Source organism: Streptomyces sp. NPDC098781, from assembly GCF_044759995.1.
In the GTDB taxonomy this organism is placed as follows: domain Bacteria; phylum Actinomycetota; class Actinomycetes; order Streptomycetales; family Streptomycetaceae; genus Streptomyces.
The window spans coordinates 941,383-957,738 of record NZ_JBIWAK010000002.1 but is presented as its reverse complement, the minus strand read 5'-3'; the positions used below and the strand labels follow the sequence as shown (position 1 = coordinate 957,738).

Sequence of the window (16,356 nt, the reverse complement as noted above, 5' to 3'; positions counted from 1 at the left end):
CGGGTCCCCGTGGGCCACATCCGCAGCTTGTGTGTGCGGGAAAGTGGCCTGCGGCCCGTCATTCCGCGAACCCCTGGCGACCGCGGGGTTAAGAGCTGGGCAGAGCCGGTCGGGGTGCACAACCCCCCGGATGTCGACCTTGTCTGACGCGGGTGAAGTGACCACCCAATTCATCGAGCGTGGGGACACCACACCATGCGCAGACGCGCCACCGCCGTCACCGCCACCGCCGCCGCCTTCAGCGCCGTCCTGGCCGTGGCGGCTCTCGCCGTACCGGCCGCCGGGGCCGGGCAGGAGGACTCGGGTACGGAGTTCTGGAACATAGACGTCAACCACGACCGCGACTACACCGTCGGCGTCGACGCCACGCGCAAGCGGCTGTTCTCGGTCTCCGCGACGGTCAGTGACCCGTCCGGCGTCGAGAGCGTGACGTACGAGCTGTGGCACGGGGAGGAGCGGGCGACGGCCGACGGGGTCCTGGTCGGGCCCAGCCGCTGTCTGAAGCTCAACGAGTTCACCTCCTACTGCGAGGCCCTCGTGACCGCCGACCCGAACGTCAACCTCCGCAGCAACGCCCTCGCCGGCGTGTGGACCATCACCCCCGTGGCCACCGACGGCGCCGGCAACGTCACCCGCGGGAACGGCTCCTACCTCGCGCGCATCAAGCGCACGACGTACATGTCGCAGACCGTCGCCACCCCGCAGCCGGTGACGAAGGGCAAGAACCTCACGGTCAAGGCCCAGATGACCGTCGCCAGCTGGGAGGCGCACAAGAACGTGCCCCTGATCGGACACCAGGTGCTGCTCCAGTACCGCAAGGGCACGACCGGCGCCTTCACCACCCTGAAGAAGATCAAGACCGACCGCAACGGCTGGGCCACGGCCACCGTTCCGGCGACGGCGGACGGCTCCTACCGCTACGACTTCGCGGGCACGAGCCTCACCGTGGCCACGACCGGCTCGGCCGACTTCGTCGATGTGAGGTAAGCCCGGATCCGAGTGACCGCCCGCCGCGACCGGCACCGCGGCGGGCGGGCCCCGGCGGCCGTCACCAGCACTGATGTGTTGCGGGCCGCCGTGTCCGGTGCGACCGTGTTCGAGGGGGCCGTGCCGCCGGTCCGGCAAGGGATCCCCTTGCGGGCGACGGCACTTCGCGTCGATCACGTTGCGCGTCGACCAGGCCCGAACGTCACTCCGCCCTTCCCGGCCACCAGCCGCTTCGTGCGTCGGCGTGCGTCCAACCAACGGGGGAAGCACACAGAAAGCGGGAAATTCAATGGCGAACGGACCCATGGACAGGCGCGCCTCCGGCGGTCAGCCGGACCGGCCCAACGGCCACATGTCCGGCCAGGGCACGGAGTACACCGGGCGGTACGTGGTCCTGCTCGACCAGAGCAACCAGGAGAGCGGGCTGAACGCGCTCCGTTCCTCGGTGGGCATAGCGAACGTCGAACGTGTCCGCGGATCCGACGTCGGGAACGTCTCCGAGCTGCTGGAGAACCCGGACGTCTCCGTGCAGTTCGAGGAGCTCGGCGCCGCCGTGGTCGAGGTGCGGCCCGAGCAGCGCCACGCGCTGGTGACCACCGCCGAGGCCGAACCGACGATCATCGCGGCGGAGCCGGAGCGCATGGTGTACGCCATGCCGATCACCGCCCCGACGCAGGCGCCGACCGAGTTCTTCCCGGCGTACCGCAGCGACGAGGACGTCGTCGTCCGTCACTCCAGGGCCGAGATGGCCGCCGCCCAGGGCCCCACCTGGGACGAGCAGGCCTGGACGTGGGGGCTCCAGGCCATCCGGTCCAGCCTGTCGCACCTGACCGGACGCGGGGCGAAGGTCGCCGTGCTCGACACCGGCGTGGACACCGACCACCCCGACCTGGTCGGCTGCCTGGAGGAGACGATGTCGTTCGTGCTCGGCGAGTCCGTCGAGGACGGCAACGGCCACGGCACCCACTGCATCGGCACCGTCGCCGGTCCGGCTCACCCCCAGCAGGGGCCGCGCTACGGCGTGGCGTGCGACGCGCGGATCCTCGCGGGGAAGGTCCTGAGCAACGCGGGCAGCGGGACCGACGGCCAGATCCTCGCCGGCATGGCCTGGGCGGTCTCCCGGGGCGCCCGGGTGATCTCCATGTCGCTCGGCGGTGTGGTCCGGCCGGGCGAGCTCTTCCCGCAGACCTACGAGATCCTGGCCAAGCGCGCGCTCGAACGCGGCACGGTGATCGTGGCCGCCGCCGGCAACGAGAGCCGTCGGCCCCCGCACATCCAGCCGGTCGGCCGGCCCGCCAACTGCCCGTCCATCCTGGCGGTGGCGGCGCTCGACAAGTCCATCACGCCGTCGTTCTTCTCCAACGGCGGCATCAACGGCCAGGGCGGCGAGGTCAACATCGCCGCGCCGGGCAGGGACGTGCACTCGGCCGCCCCCGGTGGCGGCTACCAGATCCTGAGCGGCACCAGCATGGCGACCCCGCATGTCGCGGGTGTCCTCGCGCTGCTGGTCGAGGCGAGTCCCCACGCCTCCGCGGCCGATCTCATGTCCACCATGAAGTCCGGCGCGTTCCCGCTGACCCAGCCCCTGAGGGACGTCGGCGCCGGCCTGCTGCAAGCCCCGTGACCGAGCCGTCCCGGGGCGAGCCGGTCGGGGTCGTCCTCGCGGTCGACCCCGACCGGTTCGCGGAGGTCGTCGAGGCCCTGCGTCGGGAGGGCCTGACGGTGACGGGCGAGCAGCCCCTCCTGGGCACGCTCTCCGGGACCGTCGCGGCGGAACGGATCGCGGCTCTGGAGGCGGTCGACGGCGTCGAATCCGTCGACCGCGAGCTCACGTTCCGGCTCCCGCCGCCCGACTCCCCGATCCAGTGACACCGAGGTGTCACTCGCAGCCCACGCCGTCCCCGTCCCGGTCCAGGTGGCGGCCGTAGCCGGGGTCGCCGGAGTAGACCGGTGCGGCGCCGGCGGCTCGGGCGGCGGTGCAGTTGTCGTAGTAGACATCGGAGCCGGAGGAGCCGCTGTCGCTGTCGTCGTCGGAGATCGTGCCGCTGTCCGCGGCCGGTGTGGCGGTGACGGTCGTGGTGGCCCTGACCGTCTTCGTGGCGGTCACCGTCGGCGCCGGCTGGGGTTTCTCGGCCGGTGCCGTCGTGGTCGTGGTGACGGTGATTGTCGGCTGTGGTGACGCCGCTGTCGGCTTCGCCTCGGTGTTCTTGGAGTCGTCGCCGGATGCGCCGCTCGCGCCGAGGCCCAGGAGGAAGGCCAGGGCGAGCGCGGGAAGTACGTAGCGTTTGCGGGCCCATCTCGGGGCCGGACGGAAGGGCGGTTGCGGCGGCATGGGCGCCGCGGTGTACGGACCGGTCATGTCATCCCCCCACGGATGGTGCTTGAGGGGATGACCGTAGTGCCGTGCGACCGGATGTGGAGGAAGTGTGGCTGTTTTGTAATCGCTATGCGCGGAAGGGGCCCGTCACCTCATAGGTGATGCCGCCCGACGAACTGCCGCTGGTGCCCCGCTGGCTGGAGAAGTAGAGGCGCCTTCCGTCCGGGGAGAACGCCGGACCGGTGATCTCCGAGCCCGACTGGCCGTCGATCCGCAGGAAGGGGGCGATGACGTCGTTCGGGGTGATCACGCAGATCTCCATGTTGCCGCCGTCCTCGGCGACGAACAGGTCTCCGGATGCGGAGCCGGTGATGTTGTCGACGCCGGTGAGGGGGGCCGTGCCGGAGGTGACGAGGGAGTCGTCATACGCCAACTCGTAGGTGTTCGACGTCAGGTTGAGCTGCCAGACGCGGTTGTCGCCCTTGGTCGTGAACCACACCGTGTCGTCGGCGTAGTGGCAACCCTCGCCGCCGTTGAAGGACTTGGAGCCCGACACCTGGGAGCGGGTGGCGGTGGGGGAGCCGTCCGGGTCGGGGACGTTCGCCCAGGAGTAGGAGCCCGAGGTGGCGCTGCCGGCCACCATGACCTGGAGCGTGCCGGAGGACAGGTCGCCCCAAGTCGTGGGAACGAAGCGGTAGAAGCGGCCGTTCGTCTCGTCCTCGGTCAGGTAGACCACCTTGCGCACCGGGTCGGCGGCCGCCGCCTCGTGCTTGAAGCGGCCCATCGCGGCCCGGCGTACGGCCGCCTTCGTGCCCCAGGGGTCGGTCTCGTAGACGTACCCCAGGGACACTTCCTCGCAGGACAGCCAGGTGTTCCACGGCGTCTTGCCGCCCGCGCAGTTCTGCCGGGTGCCCGAGAGGATGCGGTACGCGCCCGTGATCGCGCCCGTCGCCGAGAACTTCACCGCGCTCGCGCCGCCGGAGGGGTTGATCTCCGAGTTGGAGACATAGATCCAGCCCGAGCCGTCCGCGTAACAGGCGCCGCCGTCCGGGGCGTTGTGCCAGGTGTACGACGTACCGGACACGGTCTGTCCGGAGCGTGCGATGACGCGGCTGCTGAAGCCGCTGGGCAGTCTGAGGCCGTTGGCGTCGGGCGAACCCAGCGCCCCGTACGGGCCCGTGCCCGGCTGGGCGGGCGCGGCGTAGGCGGCGCCCCGCCAGAGGGTTCCGCCGAAGACGGCGGCGGATCCGCCGAGGACGGCCGCACGCAGGAGGTTACGACGTTCCACTCTCACTCCAAGAGGTGCCGTACCGCCCCGTCGCCGGTCGACGACGGGGTCGTGCGAGGGAGCGCCATGGAACCTAGGGGAGCCGGGTGGACGGACCGTAGCCAGTTGATGACCGTCGGACGGCGTGCCTGGGGGCTGCCTGTGGGGTGCGCCGAGGGGTATGCGGAGAGCTACCGTCCGGTCACGTCACGTTAGCATCACGGGTCCTTCATAACTCCACCGCACCTGCGGCCCCTGGCTACGTTCGTCACCTCATGAACGACCAGGGAAGGACTCCCCGTGAACCTGCTTCGCAAGCCCGGCGCCATCGTCGTCGCCGCGCTGGCGCTGGCCGCACTGCCGTCCACCGCCGCCGCCCATGACGGTGACCACCCGTTCGAGAACTGCGCCGAGGCGTACGCCAACGGGTACTCCGACATCCCCGCCGCCGACGAGCACTACGGCAAGCACCTCGACCGGGACGACGACGGCATCGGCTGCGACAACCCGCCGGCCGGCTTCGTGCCCGCCGAGGACGAGAACGAGGGTGACGACGAGGGTGGGGCGGCCGCCCCCGCCGACGACTCCGAGGCCCAGAACGGCACCGACCTCGCCGCGACCGGCGGCGACGACAGCACCCCGTACCTGGCGGCGGGCGGCGCGGCCGCGCTGCTGGCCGGCGGCGGGGTCCTGCTGGCCGTGCACCGGCGGCGCGCGAGTCGCTGACCCGGACCACGCCGGGTGGGCGCGGCGGGCGCCCGCTCGTAGGCTGGGCCCAGCCCTCCACATCCGGAAGGAGCTCGGCCATGTCCGGCTGGAACGCGCACGACATCCCCGACCTGAGCGACCGCGCCGCCGTCGTCACCGGCGCCAACAGCGGGCTCGGCTACGTCACCGCCCGGGAGCTGGCCCGCAAGGGCGCCCGGGTGGTGCTCGCCTGCCGGAGCGAGTCCCGCGGTACGGCGGCGCGGGACCGGCTGGTCGCCGAAGTGCCCGGAGCCCGGGCCGAGTTGCGGCGGCTCGACCTCGGGGACCTCGGCTCCGTACGGGAGTTCGCCGCGGCCCTCCCGTACGACCGTCTCGACCTGCTCGTCAACAACGCCGGGGTGATGGCGTTGCCGTACGGCACGACGGTGGACGGCTTCGAGACGCAGTTCGGCGTCAACCACCTCGGGCACTTCGCGCTCGCCGGTCTGCTGCTGCCCCTGCTGCTCGGCATACCGGGCGCACGCGTGGTGACCGTCTCCAGCCCGCTGCACGCACTGTCCAACGTCGACCTCGACGACCTCAACAGCGAGCACCACTACCGGCGTTGGGTCGCCTACGGGCGCTCCAAGACGGCCAACCTGCTCTTCACGCACGAGCTGGCGCGCCGGGCCGCGGCGCACGGGGTGGACCTGGTGGTCGCCGCCGCCCATCCCGGGTACGCGGACACCAACCTTCAGTCCGCGGGGCCGCGCATGGCGGGGCGCCGGGCGACCGAGCGGCTCGCGCGCCTCGCCAACCGTGTCTTCGCCCAGTCCGCCCAGGCCGGCGCGCTGCCCACCCTGTACGCCGCCACCGCCCCCGGCGTCCGGCCCGACTCGTTCACCGGCCCGTCCATCGCCATGTGGCGCGGGTCGCCCGCACCGTCCTGGCGGGCGCCCTGGACCGTCAACGACCGGGCGGGCGAGCGGCTCTGGGCCGCTTCGGAGCGGCTGACGGGGGTGGCGTACGACGCCCTGAAGGGCTGAGGCCGCTCAGGCGGTCGCCCCGCTGTCCACCACCAGGTCGGTGCCCACCACCGACGTGGCGTCGTCGGGCTGACCGCGTCGACGCGGATGTGGTTGAGGGTGGCGCCCCTGGTGGGGGTGGAGACGGCGGCCTTCTATGACGTCCGTACTTCGTACGTCGTGACCCGCACCGCCTCGTCGTCCAGGCACTGCCCGGTCTCCAGGTCGAACCGCTGCTTCAGCAGCGGCGAGGCGACGAACGGGCGGCCCCGGTGGGTACCGGTCAGGCCGCGGGAGAGCACCGCGGCGCCGCCGAACGGGTCGCGGTTGTCGATGGCGTACAGCTGACCGGCGCGGTCGCGGAACAGGGCCACCTGGCCGCCGTCGGGCAGCAGGGCCGCCACACCGCGCCCCGGGAGCAGCCGGGTCAGGTCGCAGAGCGTCACCCAGTCCTCGTCCAGCCGTACTTGGACCTTCAGGTCGGTCGTCTCGGGTGCCAGGGTCATCGCTGGGCGCTTCCTTCCAGGGGGCGGTGGCCGATGGTCAGCAGCGGCAGGTCGGGCTTGATCTGCTCGCGCTCGGGGACGAAGCCGACGACCGGGTCGGGGGTGTCGGGGGCGTTGACGAAGGAGACGAAGCGGGCGAGCTTCTCCGGGTCGTTGATGGTCTCCGCCCACTCGTCGCGGTAGTTCGCCACATGGGCCGCCATCAGGGACTCCAGTTCCTCGCAGATGCCGAGCGAGTCCTCGACGACCACCTCGCGGACGTGGTCCAGGCCGCCGGGGATCCGCTCCAGCCACACGCTCGTGCGCTCCAGGCGGTCCGCGGTGCGGATGTAGAACATCAGGAAACGGTCGATCAGCCGGATCAGCTCGGCGTCCGACAGGTCCTGCGCGAGCAGGTCCGCGTGGCGCGGGGTCGCGCCGCCGTTGCCGCCGACGTACAGGTTCCAGCCGCTCGCGGTGGCGATGACGCCGAAGTCCTTCGACTGGGCCTCCGCGCACTCGCGCTGGCAGCCGGAGACCGCCGACTTCAGCTTGTGCGGCGAGCGCAGGCCCCGGTAGCGCAGCTCCAGGTCGATCGCCATCCGGACCGAGTCCTGGACGCCGTAGCGGCACCAGGTACGGCCCACGCAGGACTTCACCGTGCGCAGCGCCTTGCCGTAGGCATGGCCGGACTCGAAGCCCGCGTCCACCAACCTGGCCCAGATCAGGGGCAGTTGCTCCACCCGAGCGCCGAACATGTCGATCCGCTGGCCGCCCGTGATCTTCGTGTAGAGGCCGAAGTCCCGGGCGATCTCGCCGATCACGATCAGCCCCTCGGGGGTGATCTCACCGCCCGCGACACGCGGTACGACGGAGTACGAGCCGTTCTTCTGGATGTTGGCGAGGAAGTGGTCGTTGCTGTCCTGGAGGGCCGCCTGCTCGGCGTCCAGGACATAGCCGCTCGCGCCGATCGTCGGGGCGAGGGAGGCGATGATCGAGCCGACGGCCGGCTTGCAGACCTCGCAGCCGTCGCCGCCCCGGGCGCCGTCGCGGCCGTAGCGGTCCAGCAGGTCCTGGTAGGTGTTGATGCGCAGGGCGAGGACGATCTCGTACAGCTCCTCGCGGGTCTGTGCGAAGCAGCCGCACAGGCCCTTGTCGACCTCGACGCCGGACGCCTCCAGCTCGGCCGTGACCAGCTGGCCGAGGACCTTGACGCAACTGCCGCAGGTCGTACCGGCCTTGGTGCACTTCTTCACCTCGGGGACGGTCGTGCACCTGTGGTCGGTGACCGCGCCGCGGATCGTGCCCTTGGTGACGTTGTTGCAGGAGCAGATGATCGCGTCGTCCGGCAGCGCGGCCGGGCCGAGCTGGGCGGGCGCCCCGGCGCCGGCGGGCAGCACCAGCGACTCGGGCGAGACCGGCGGGACGGAGCCGGTGAAGGCCTTCAGGGTGCCGTACGCCTCCGCGTCGCCGACCAGGATGCCGCCGAGCAGCGTGCCGTCGCGGCCGATGACCAGCTTCTTGTACAGGCCCGCCCGGGAGTCGGAGTACACGACGTCCAGACAGTCCTCGGCGGTGCCGTGCGCGTCACCGAAGGAGGCGACATCCACGCCGAGCAGCTTCAGCTTTGTCGACAAGTCGGCGCCGACGAACGCCGCTTCGTCGGACGCGATGGTCGCCGCCGCCGTCTCCGCCTGCTCGTAACCCGGGGCCACCAGGCCGTACACCCGGCCGTCCGACGCCAGCGCGCACTCGCCGATCGCGAACACGTGCGGGTCGGCGACCGTACGGCACTGCTCGTCGACCGTGATGCCGCCGCGCTCGCCGACCGTGAGGCCGCAGTCGCGGGCCAGCTGGTCGCGTGGCCGGACACCGGCGCTGAACACCACCATGTCCGTGGCGAGTTCGGAGCCGTCGGACAGCTTCATGCCGGTGACGGCACCGGCCTCGTCGACCACGATCTCCTGGGTGCCGACGCCCGTGTGCACGCTCAGGCCCATGTCCTCGATGGTGCGCAGCAGCGCCGCGCCACCGCCCGCGTCGACCTGGACCGGCATCAGCCGGGGCGCGAACTCCACGATGTGGGCGTCGAGTCCGAGGCCCTTGAGCGCGCCCGCCGCCTCCAGGCCGAGCAGACCACCGCCGACCACGGCACCGGTCGTCGCCCGGGACCCGGCGTACTCCTCGATCGCGAGCAGGTCATCGATCGTGCGGTAGACGAAGCAGCCGGTGGCGTCCTTGTTCGGGACCGGCGGCACGAAGGGGTACGAGCCGGTGGCGAGCACGAGGGTGTCGTAGGCGAAGACCGCGCCGGACGCGGCGGTGACCTGCCTCGCCTCGCGGTCGACCAGGACCGCCGGGTCGCCGACGTACAGCTCGATGCCGTGCGTCGCGATGAACTCCAGGTCCGTCATGGACAGGTCCTCGGGTGTCTTCCCCGAGAAGTACGAGGTGAGCGCCACGCGGTCGTACGCCGGGCGCGGCTCCTCGCACAGCACGACCACGCGGTGCGTGGCGGTCAGGCCGCGCTGGGCGAGCGCCTCCAGGAAGCGCTGGCCGACCATGCCGTGGCCGACGAGCACGATCGTGGGGGTGGCCTCCGTGGCCTCCGGGGTGGCGGTCATCAGGAGCCTCCATCGTTGGTGAGCAGGTGGAGCAGGGGGCCGTCGGCGGGGAGCGGCTCCGCTCCCTCCCAGGCGCGGGCGAGCGCGCCGACGGTGCCGAGTTCGCCGACGAGGACCCCGCCGACCAGGCGGTCGTCACGGACGACGACCTTGCGGTAGGTGCCGCGGGTGGCGTCGGCGAGCTGCACGACGTCGTCACCGGGCCGGGCCTGCGTCTCGCCGAACACGGCGAGGTCGAAGAAGCCCTCACCGGCCAGCGTCAGCCGGGTCAGCGCCCGGGTGCCGGTGTAGCGGGCGGTGCCGTCGCCCGCCAGCGACCCGGCGAGCGCGTCGGCCTGTTCGAGCGCGGGCGCGGCCAGCCCGTACACCGTGCCGTCGTGCTGGGCACAGTCGCCGATCGCCCGGATGTGCGGGTCGGACGTGCGCAGCTCGTCGTCGACGAGGACGCCCTTGTGCACGGCCAGCCCCGCGGCCTTCGCGAGCCCCGCGCGCGGGTGGACGCCGCAGGCCAGCACCACGAGGTCGGCGTCGACGGCGTATCCGTCGGCCATCTCCACCGAGCGGACCGCACCGCCGACGCAGCGCACGTCCCGCACGCGCAGGTCGGTGTGGACCTCGACGCCGAGGCCGGCCAGATGCCGCCGGACCAGCTGCGAGGCGGCCGGATCGATTTGCCGCTCCATCAGCCGCTCGGACTGCTGGGCGAGCACCACCTGAGCGCCGCGCAGCGCGAGCGCGCGGGCCGCCGAGACCCCGAGGAGCCCGCCGCCGATCACCACCGCCCGCACCCCCGGCCGCACCGCCTTGGACAGGCCCAGGCAGTCGTCCATGGTGCGGAAGGCGTGGACGCCCTCCGGCAGTTGGTGATCCGCCGTGAACAGCCCCCGCAGCGGCGGCAGCACCGGGTTGGAGCCGGTGGCCAGCACCAGGGTGTCGTAGGCGATCTCCGACCCGTCCGCGAGATGTACGGCTCGCATCTCGCGGTCGATGCCGGTGACCCGGCCGCGGGTCAGCTCCGCGGGCGTGGGCAGGGCGATCACGTCGGGGCTGTACCGTCCGGCCAGCACCTCGGCGAGCAGCACCCGGTTGTACGGGCGGTGCTCCTCGTCGCCGACGAGCGTCACGGGCGTACCCAGCTCGCCGAGCCGCCGGGCGAGCCGGACGCCCGCGAGGCCGGCGCCGATCACCACCACACGCGTATTCGAGGTCATGTCCAGGAGCGTGCGGTGCCGGTGTTTCCCGACCGCATCGCATCTGTTTCCCACGAGGAACGCTGCCCTCAGCGGGGGCACGGGCGCGGTGTGAGGGTGCGGAGCCGGCTGAGGGGCGGGCTGTGCGGCCGGCCCGGTGCCGTACGCCCGAACCTCAGAAGCTCCTCATCTACATGGACGGCACACGCATCGTCTGCCTAGGGTCCCGATCATGCCCGACATATCCCTGACCACGGTGGCGGTCCTGTGCCTCGCGGCCCTGGCGGCCGGCTGGATCGACGCCGTGGTCGGCGGCGGAGGTCTGCTGCTGCTCCCCGCCCTGCTGCTCGGCCTCCCGTCGAGCACCCCGGCCGCGTACGCGCTCGGCACCAACAAGGCGGTCGCCATCGTCGGCACCACGGGCGCCGCGGTGACGTACACCCGCAAGGCGCCCGTGGACGTACGCCTGTCCGTGCGCATCGGTCTCGCGGCGCTGGCGGGCTCCTCCGGCGGCGCCTTCTTCGCGGCCGGCATGAGCACCGAGGTGCTCAAGCCCGTGATCATGGTGGTGCTGCTCGGCGTGGCCGCCTTCGTGATCCTGCGCCCCGCCTTCGGCACGGCACCGGCGACCGGCCCGGCCTCCCGCCGCCGGATCCTCGCCGCGATCGGCCTCGCGGGCCTGGGCATCGGCTTCTACGACGGCCTGATCGGCCCCGGCACCGGCACCTTCCTGGTCCTCGCCCTCACCGCCGTACTCCACCTCGACCTCGTCACCGCCTCCGCCACCGCCAAGATCGTCAACTGCTGCACCAACGCCGGCGCCCTCGCCACCTTCGCCTGGCAGGGCACGGTCCTGTGGCAACTGGCCGCGGTGATGGCCGTGTTCAACCTGGCAGGCGGCACGCTGGGCGCGCACACGGCGCTGAAGAAGGGCAGCGGCTTCGTCCGGGTCGTGCTGCTGACGGTGGTGTTCTCGCTGGTGGTGAAGCTGGGGTACGAGCAGTGGGTGGCGTAGGCCGAGGCCCTCTGGCGGGGCCTACTTCTGCCGCAGGTCGAGCAGTTCGACCATGCCGGTGGTGTCCTCGTCGCCGTGTCCCGCGGCCAGCCACCGCTCCATGAGGCTCGTGTACGGCGTCAGCAGCTCGGCGCTCACGCCCTGCTCCTCGGCCGTGGCCAGCAGCGTGGCGTTGCCCGCGACCTGCATGGCGAGGTTGGACACGATGTCCTTGCCGTGGTCGCCGCTCTCCAGCTGCTCGGCGGCCTTGTGCACGGCCGGCGCCATCGCGACGAGCCAGGACACCAGCAGCGGTGCGAAGTCCGTCGGGACGATGTCCTCGCGGCGGATCAGCGCGAAGGCGTGCAGCACACCCGAGAACATGCCGTCCATCGCGCTCAGCAGCGCCACGTCGTGCAGCGCGGCGAAGCCGGGGTCCGCGCCGACGTAACGGGTGCCGGCCGGGACGGCGAGCGTCTCGTCGTGCTCCTCGAACAGCTCGGGCGAGCCGCTGTAGAAGACGTACGCCCCCGACCGCGGGTCTGCGATCATCGGCGGTACGGCCATGATCCCGGCGTCCAGGAAGCGGGCGCCGCGCGCCTGTGCCCAGGCGGCGCGGGCGCGGCCCTGGGCGGGCGTTCCGGTGGTGAGGTTCACCAGGTCACGGCCGGTCAGCTCGGCGCCTTCGAGGGCCTCGCCGACGGAGGCGTCGTCCAGCAGACAGACGACCACGAGCCGGTTCGCGGCCACCGCCTCGGCGGCGCTCGCGGCGACCGTGGCGCCCTCGGCGGCCAGGGGCTCGGCGCGGGCCCGGGTGCGGTTCCAGACGGTGACCGGGTGTCCGGCGCCGAGCCAGGCCCGGGCCAGGGCGGTGCCCATGGCGCCGGTGCCGAGGAGGGTCAACGGGGTCGGGGTGCGGGGCGCGGTCGTGGAGGCGGGTGCGTTGTCGGTCATGGCGATTAGGCTCGTCGCAGAGGAACCGCCTGCTCAAGTACGTACTTACGAGTGGGTGGTTACCGCCGGGAAAGAGTCCAGGCAGGGGGAGGGGCAGGATGGCGATCGGTCGGCGCCCGGGTGCGTACGTCTGCGGGATCGACGCGGCGATGGACGTGATCGGCGGCAAGTGGAAGGTGCTCATCCTCTGGGCGCTGAACGAACGGCCGTGCCGCTTCGGGGAGCTCCGCCGCGAGCTCCCGGGCGTGTCGGAGAAGGTCCTCGCCGCCCAGCTGCGGGAGCTGGAGGCCGACGGCATGGTCCACCGGGAGGCCCACGACGAGGTGCCGCCGCGCGTCGAGTACTCGCTGACGCCGCTCGGCAGCTCGCTCAACGCCGCCCTGGGCCCGCTCGGGGCATGGGGCCGGGAGAACATCCTGGACCCTCGCGCACAGCGGTCAGCGCCTGCCGGTGAGGTGCGCGAAGACGACGACGTTGCCCTGATACCCGGTGGACCGTGAGTAGCCGCCGCCGCAGGTGATGACCCGCAGCTCGGGGCGTGCGGCCGGGCCGTACACCTTCTCGTCGGGGAAGTCCTTCGCGTCGTACACCTCGACGGCGTCGACCGAGAACACCGCCGTGCCGCCGTCGCGCCGGTCCACCTCGATCGTGCCGCCCTTGCGCAGCGCGCCCAGGCGGTAGAAGACGGCGGGTCCGTCGGCGTTGTCGACATGGCTGGCCACGATCGCGGTGCCGCGCTCGCCGGGCGAGGTGCCGGCCTCGTACCAGCCGGCGAGGTTCTCGCGCTCGGCGGGCGGCACATCGAGGCTGCCCGTCCGCGTCAGACCCAGGCCCATGAGGGGGGCGTCGACGCGGATCGAGGGGATGCGGATGCGGTCCGCGGGGGAGGGCGGGAGCGCGAGGGCCGCGTCGTGCAGCGGGTCGCGCGAGCCGCCCGGCGCGCGGCCGGACTCCGGGGCCGCCGCGGCTGTCCCGGCGTCCCCGCTCTGCGCCGCCGACGGCTGCGGCGGGGCGTGTGTCCCGGCGCCGTTGTGCAGCAGCCAGGCGCCGGAGCAGAGGGCGAGCAGGGTGACGGCGGCTATCGCGGCGTCGCCGACGCTCCTTCGACCGCGCACGCGGGCCTCCTGGGACTTCCTTGGGCCACCCGATCCCCCTCCGGGCCGCGAGGGGCATCGGACCCGGAGGGGGAGGGGACATGCGGTACCGGCGGACGGACAGCGGAGGGTGTCCGTCAGATCCCGTCGCCTCTCGCCCGGCGATGCAGGAGCCAGGTACCGCCCGCGGCGGCGATGGCGAGAGCCGCCACGCCGGCCGCGGTCTGCACGGGATCGGTGCCAAGAGCGCCGCCGACCCCCGTCTTCACACTTCCTCTCGGATGCACCTGCCCGGGCGTCGCCGTCAGGGTGACCACCAGGTCGCCCGTCACCCGCCGGCCGCCCTCGGCGCAGGTCGCGACGATCTCGTACGTCCCCGGCTGCGCGCTCGGCGGCACCCGGAACCGCCCGGTCGTCTCCCGCTCGTGCGGCGCCAGCGTGAAGGCGCCGGCGCCCACCGCGCTGGCGTCGCCGGCCGCGCCGCCGTCCCGGCACGCGGTCGTGTGCACCGTGACCTGCCCGCCCGGCACCACCGAGGAGGGGACCGGCCGCAGTCCGCCGCCCTCGGCGTGGGCGGGCGTGACGACGAGCCCCACGGCGCCGACGGCCAGCGCGGTCCCGGTCAGCAGACGGGCGGTACGTCGCATCGAAGCTCCTCCGAGCACAACGGGCCCACGGCCCGCGACACCCCCAAGTGCCGCCGCCTCGGCCGAGACCCTGCCCTTTCGAGGGTTGGGGCAGCGGGGCGGGCGCGCTTCCCGAGAGAGCACCGGGACGGGGTGAACGGGTGTCGCGAGGGGCGGGCCGGAGGATCGATACGACGGTGTTTCAGCAGGTCATCGCCGTGGCGAAGGCGTGCCCAGGAAGAATCCGACGGGCCGGGGGGCTCAGGTGCGAACGGGTGACCGGAGCCCCGACCCGCCCCGCCGGGGCCCGGTCCGGAGACTGTCGGCCACCCCCGTCCTCGCCCCGTCTCCTCAGCGCACGTCGACCGCGTTCCAGGCGGCCGCCACCGCGTCGTACTCCGTGCCACCGGCCCCGTACAGGTCCTTCGCCGCGTTCAGCGTGGCCGTCCGGGCCGCCGCGTAGTTCGTCGAGGACGTCATGTAGACGGTCAGCGCCCGGTACCAGATCTTGCCCAGCTTGTCCCGGCCGATGCCGGTGACCGAAGAGCCGTTGCAGGTGGGGGAGTCGTGGGCGACGCCGTTGATCGTCTTCTTGCCGCTGCCCTCGGCGAGCAGGTAGGCGAAGTGGTTGCCGATGCCCGAGGAGTAGTGCACGTCGAGGTCCGCGGTGGTCGTGCTCCAGCAGTCCACCGAGACACCGTCCCTGGACGGCTTGTCCATGTACCGCAGGGCGCTCCGTCCGAGCCCCGACCGGACGACCTTCTCGCCGATCATGTAGTCCGCCGGGTCCGAGGCGTTGCCCGCGTGGAACTCCACGAGCGTGCCGAAGACGTCGGAGGTGGCCTCGTTCAGCCCGCCGGACTCGCCCGAGTACGTCAGCGCCGCCGTCTTCGACGTCACGCCGTGCGACATCTCGTGGCCGGCGACGTCCAGTGACACCAGCGGGCCGAGCAGCGTGCCGTCACCGTCGCCGTACGTCATGCAGAAGCAGGTGTCGTCCCAGAAGGCGTTGTTGTAGTCGTTGCCGTAGTGCACCCGGTTGAACGAGCCCTTGCCGTCGCCCGCGATGCCGTTGCGGCCGTGCATGTCCCGGTAGTAGTCCCACGTCGCGTCCGTGCCGTACTGGGCGTCCACCGCGGCCGAGGAGCGGTCCGCCGTGGTGCCGGTGCCCCAGTGGTTGTCGGCGTCCGTGAAGACGGTCGCCGGGGCACGGTTGAGACAGATGGTCAGGATGCACAGGTCCGTCTTGTTCGCCGCGTCACCCGTGTAAGTGCCGCCGCGCGTCGCGTCCTTGAGCTGGTACGTCGATCCCGACGCGGTGGTCTGCAACGGGACCGTGCCCGCGTACAGCGACTTGCCGTCGCCGGACGCCGTCTCGATGCTGTCCCACGCGTCGATCTGCGCCCCGCTGCCGGCGTCGGTCAGCACCGTGCGGGCGACCGGGTTGCCGCGGCCGTCCTGGGCGACGGCGTCGGTCTGCCAGGCCAGCTTCGGGGCGCCGTGCAGGGCGTCGACGACCAGCTCGGGCCGGGACGTCAGCCGCTTCAGCGTCTCGCCGAGGTTCACCGCGCGCAGCGCGCTCGCGGCGAGGTCGGCCGCCTTGGGCGCCGAGACCTTGGGCGTCACGCTCTTCAGCGAGAGCGCGCCGGCGGCGGCCCGGGACGCGCCCCGGTAGGTACCGTCCTTCGCCAGGTGCAGCACGAAGTCCCCGCCGAGGACCGGCAGTTGCCGGTACGTCCGGTCGTAGCGGACGTGCTGGGTACCGTCCGCGTCGACGATCACGTCCCGAACCCTGGTGTCCTGCGCGGCGGTCAGCCCCAGACTCCCCGCCACGTCCGCGAGGGCCGACGCGGCGTTCTCGACGGCGTCGGCCCTGCTCGGCGTCTCGTCCGCGCCGGCGGCGGGGGAGAGGGCCGTGGCCAGCAGAGCGGCGACGGTGACGGCGACGCCCGCCGTGGCGAGACGGACCCCTCGTATGTGCGAACGTATTCGGCGCATCGGTCTCCTTGAGCTGCGCGGCGCGGAAGGTGACCAAGATTCAAGGCGCCGTGCACCTGCCGTGGCCAGGGTGAATACGTGCAGGTGTGTGAGGGGAGAGAATCGTTT

At 72.4% G+C, this 16,356-nt stretch carries 16 protein-coding genes; 7 read left to right on the top strand and 9 right to left on the bottom strand.

The features are described from left to right. Positions 1 to 195: 195 nt before the first annotated feature. From ACIQWG_RS10360 to ACIQWG_RS10350, 3 genes are all read left to right on the top strand, one after another. Positions 196 to 987: a hypothetical protein gene (locus tag ACIQWG_RS10360; protein WP_404092850.1), complete on the top strand. Its 792-nt coding sequence runs from the start codon at positions 196 to 198 to the stop codon at positions 985 to 987. Between the two features lie 289 nt (positions 988 to 1,276). After that, on the top strand, positions 1,277 to 2,611 hold the full coding sequence (locus ACIQWG_RS10355; protein ID WP_404092847.1) for a S8 family peptidase: 1,335 nt from the start codon (positions 1,277 to 1,279) through the stop codon (positions 2,609 to 2,611). Further along, positions 2,608 to 2,856 (top strand): hypothetical protein, encoded by a 249-nt coding sequence (locus ACIQWG_RS10350; RefSeq protein ID WP_404092846.1) that lies wholly within the window; start codon positions 2,608 to 2,610, stop codon positions 2,854 to 2,856. Before ACIQWG_RS10355 ends, ACIQWG_RS10350 begins: the two co-directional genes overlap by 4 nt. Before the next feature lie 10 nt (positions 2,857 to 2,866). Here ACIQWG_RS10350 and ACIQWG_RS10345 read toward each other — a convergent pair whose 3' ends face one another. Beyond that, a complete protein-coding gene (locus ACIQWG_RS10345) occupies positions 2,867 to 3,346 on the bottom strand; it encodes an excalibur calcium-binding domain-containing protein (RefSeq protein ID WP_404092844.1) in 480 nt (159 codons plus the stop codon). Positions 3,347 to 3,431: 85 nt separating this feature from the next. Next, positions 3,432 to 4,592: an alkaline phosphatase PhoX gene (locus ACIQWG_RS10340; RefSeq protein ID WP_404092842.1), complete on the bottom strand. Its 1,161-nt coding sequence runs from the start codon at positions 4,590 to 4,592 to the stop codon at positions 3,432 to 3,434. A gap of 279 nt (positions 4,593 to 4,871) precedes the next feature. Between ACIQWG_RS10340 and ACIQWG_RS10335 the strand changes: the two genes are divergently transcribed. Together ACIQWG_RS10335 and ACIQWG_RS10330 are read left to right on the top strand one after the other, a co-directional pair. Next, a complete protein-coding gene (locus ACIQWG_RS10335; protein WP_404092838.1) occupies positions 4,872 to 5,297 on the top strand; it encodes an LAETG motif-containing sortase-dependent surface protein in 426 nt (141 codons plus the stop codon). Between the two features lie 80 nt (positions 5,298 to 5,377). Next, positions 5,378 to 6,304: an oxidoreductase gene (locus tag ACIQWG_RS10330; RefSeq protein ID WP_404092835.1), complete on the top strand. Its 927-nt coding sequence runs from the start codon at positions 5,378 to 5,380 to the stop codon at positions 6,302 to 6,304. Positions 6,305 to 6,438: 134 nt separating this feature from the next. Here ACIQWG_RS10330 and nirD read toward each other — a convergent pair whose 3' ends face one another. Genes nirD through ACIQWG_RS10315 form a run of 3 tightly spaced genes read right to left on the bottom strand, consistent with a single transcriptional unit; the run spans position 6,439 to position 10,603 of the window. Further along, a complete protein-coding gene (gene nirD / locus ACIQWG_RS10325; protein ID WP_404092833.1) occupies positions 6,439 to 6,789 on the bottom strand; it encodes a nitrite reductase small subunit NirD in 351 nt (116 codons plus the stop codon). Continuing rightward, positions 6,786 to 9,392: a nitrite reductase large subunit NirB gene (nirB, locus tag ACIQWG_RS10320; protein ID WP_404092832.1), complete on the bottom strand. Its 2,607-nt coding sequence runs from the start codon at positions 9,390 to 9,392 to the stop codon at positions 6,786 to 6,788. Before nirB ends, nirD begins: the two co-directional genes overlap by 4 nt. Continuing rightward, positions 9,392 to 10,603: an NAD(P)/FAD-dependent oxidoreductase gene (locus ACIQWG_RS10315; RefSeq protein WP_404092829.1), complete on the bottom strand. Its 1,212-nt coding sequence runs from the start codon at positions 10,601 to 10,603 to the stop codon at positions 9,392 to 9,394. Before ACIQWG_RS10315 ends, nirB begins: the two co-directional genes overlap by 1 nt. Before the next feature lie 211 nt (positions 10,604 to 10,814). Between ACIQWG_RS10315 and ACIQWG_RS10310 the strand changes: the two genes are divergently transcribed. Then, positions 10,815 to 11,597 (top strand): sulfite exporter TauE/SafE family protein, encoded by a 783-nt coding sequence (locus ACIQWG_RS10310; RefSeq protein WP_404092826.1) that lies wholly within the window; start codon positions 10,815 to 10,817, stop codon positions 11,595 to 11,597. Positions 11,598 to 11,618: 21 nt separating this feature from the next. Here the strand turns inward: ACIQWG_RS10310 and ACIQWG_RS10305 are convergent, their stop codons facing one another. Continuing rightward, positions 11,619 to 12,530: an NAD(P)-dependent oxidoreductase gene (locus ACIQWG_RS10305; RefSeq protein WP_404092824.1), complete on the bottom strand. Its 912-nt coding sequence runs from the start codon at positions 12,528 to 12,530 to the stop codon at positions 11,619 to 11,621. A gap of 98 nt (positions 12,531 to 12,628) precedes the next feature. On the opposite strand from ACIQWG_RS10305, the gene ACIQWG_RS10300 reads away from it, so the two are divergent. Continuing rightward, positions 12,629 to 13,030, top strand: a complete 402-nt coding sequence (locus tag ACIQWG_RS10300; RefSeq protein WP_404092821.1) for a winged helix-turn-helix transcriptional regulator — start codon at positions 12,629 to 12,631, stop codon at positions 13,028 to 13,030. Here the strand turns inward: ACIQWG_RS10300 and ACIQWG_RS10295 are convergent. From ACIQWG_RS10295 to ACIQWG_RS10285, 3 genes are all read right to left on the bottom strand, one after another. Next, on the bottom strand, positions 12,968 to 13,645 hold the full coding sequence (locus ACIQWG_RS10295; protein ID WP_404092819.1) for a class F sortase: 678 nt from the start codon (positions 13,643 to 13,645) through the stop codon (positions 12,968 to 12,970). The two genes, ACIQWG_RS10300 and ACIQWG_RS10295, sit on opposite strands and share 63 nt — an antisense overlap. Positions 13,646 to 13,761: 116 nt before the next feature. Further along, positions 13,762 to 14,271 (bottom strand): hypothetical protein, encoded by a 510-nt coding sequence (locus tag ACIQWG_RS10290; RefSeq protein WP_404092817.1) that lies wholly within the window; start codon positions 14,269 to 14,271, stop codon positions 13,762 to 13,764. A 330-nt stretch (positions 14,272 to 14,601) separates the two neighbouring features. Next, the gene (locus ACIQWG_RS10285; protein WP_404092815.1) at positions 14,602 to 16,248 is read right to left on the bottom strand and encodes a M4 family metallopeptidase; all 1,647 of its coding nucleotides are present in this window, start codon (positions 16,246 to 16,248) and stop codon (positions 14,602 to 14,604) included. Positions 16,249 to 16,356: the final 108 nt, after the last annotated feature.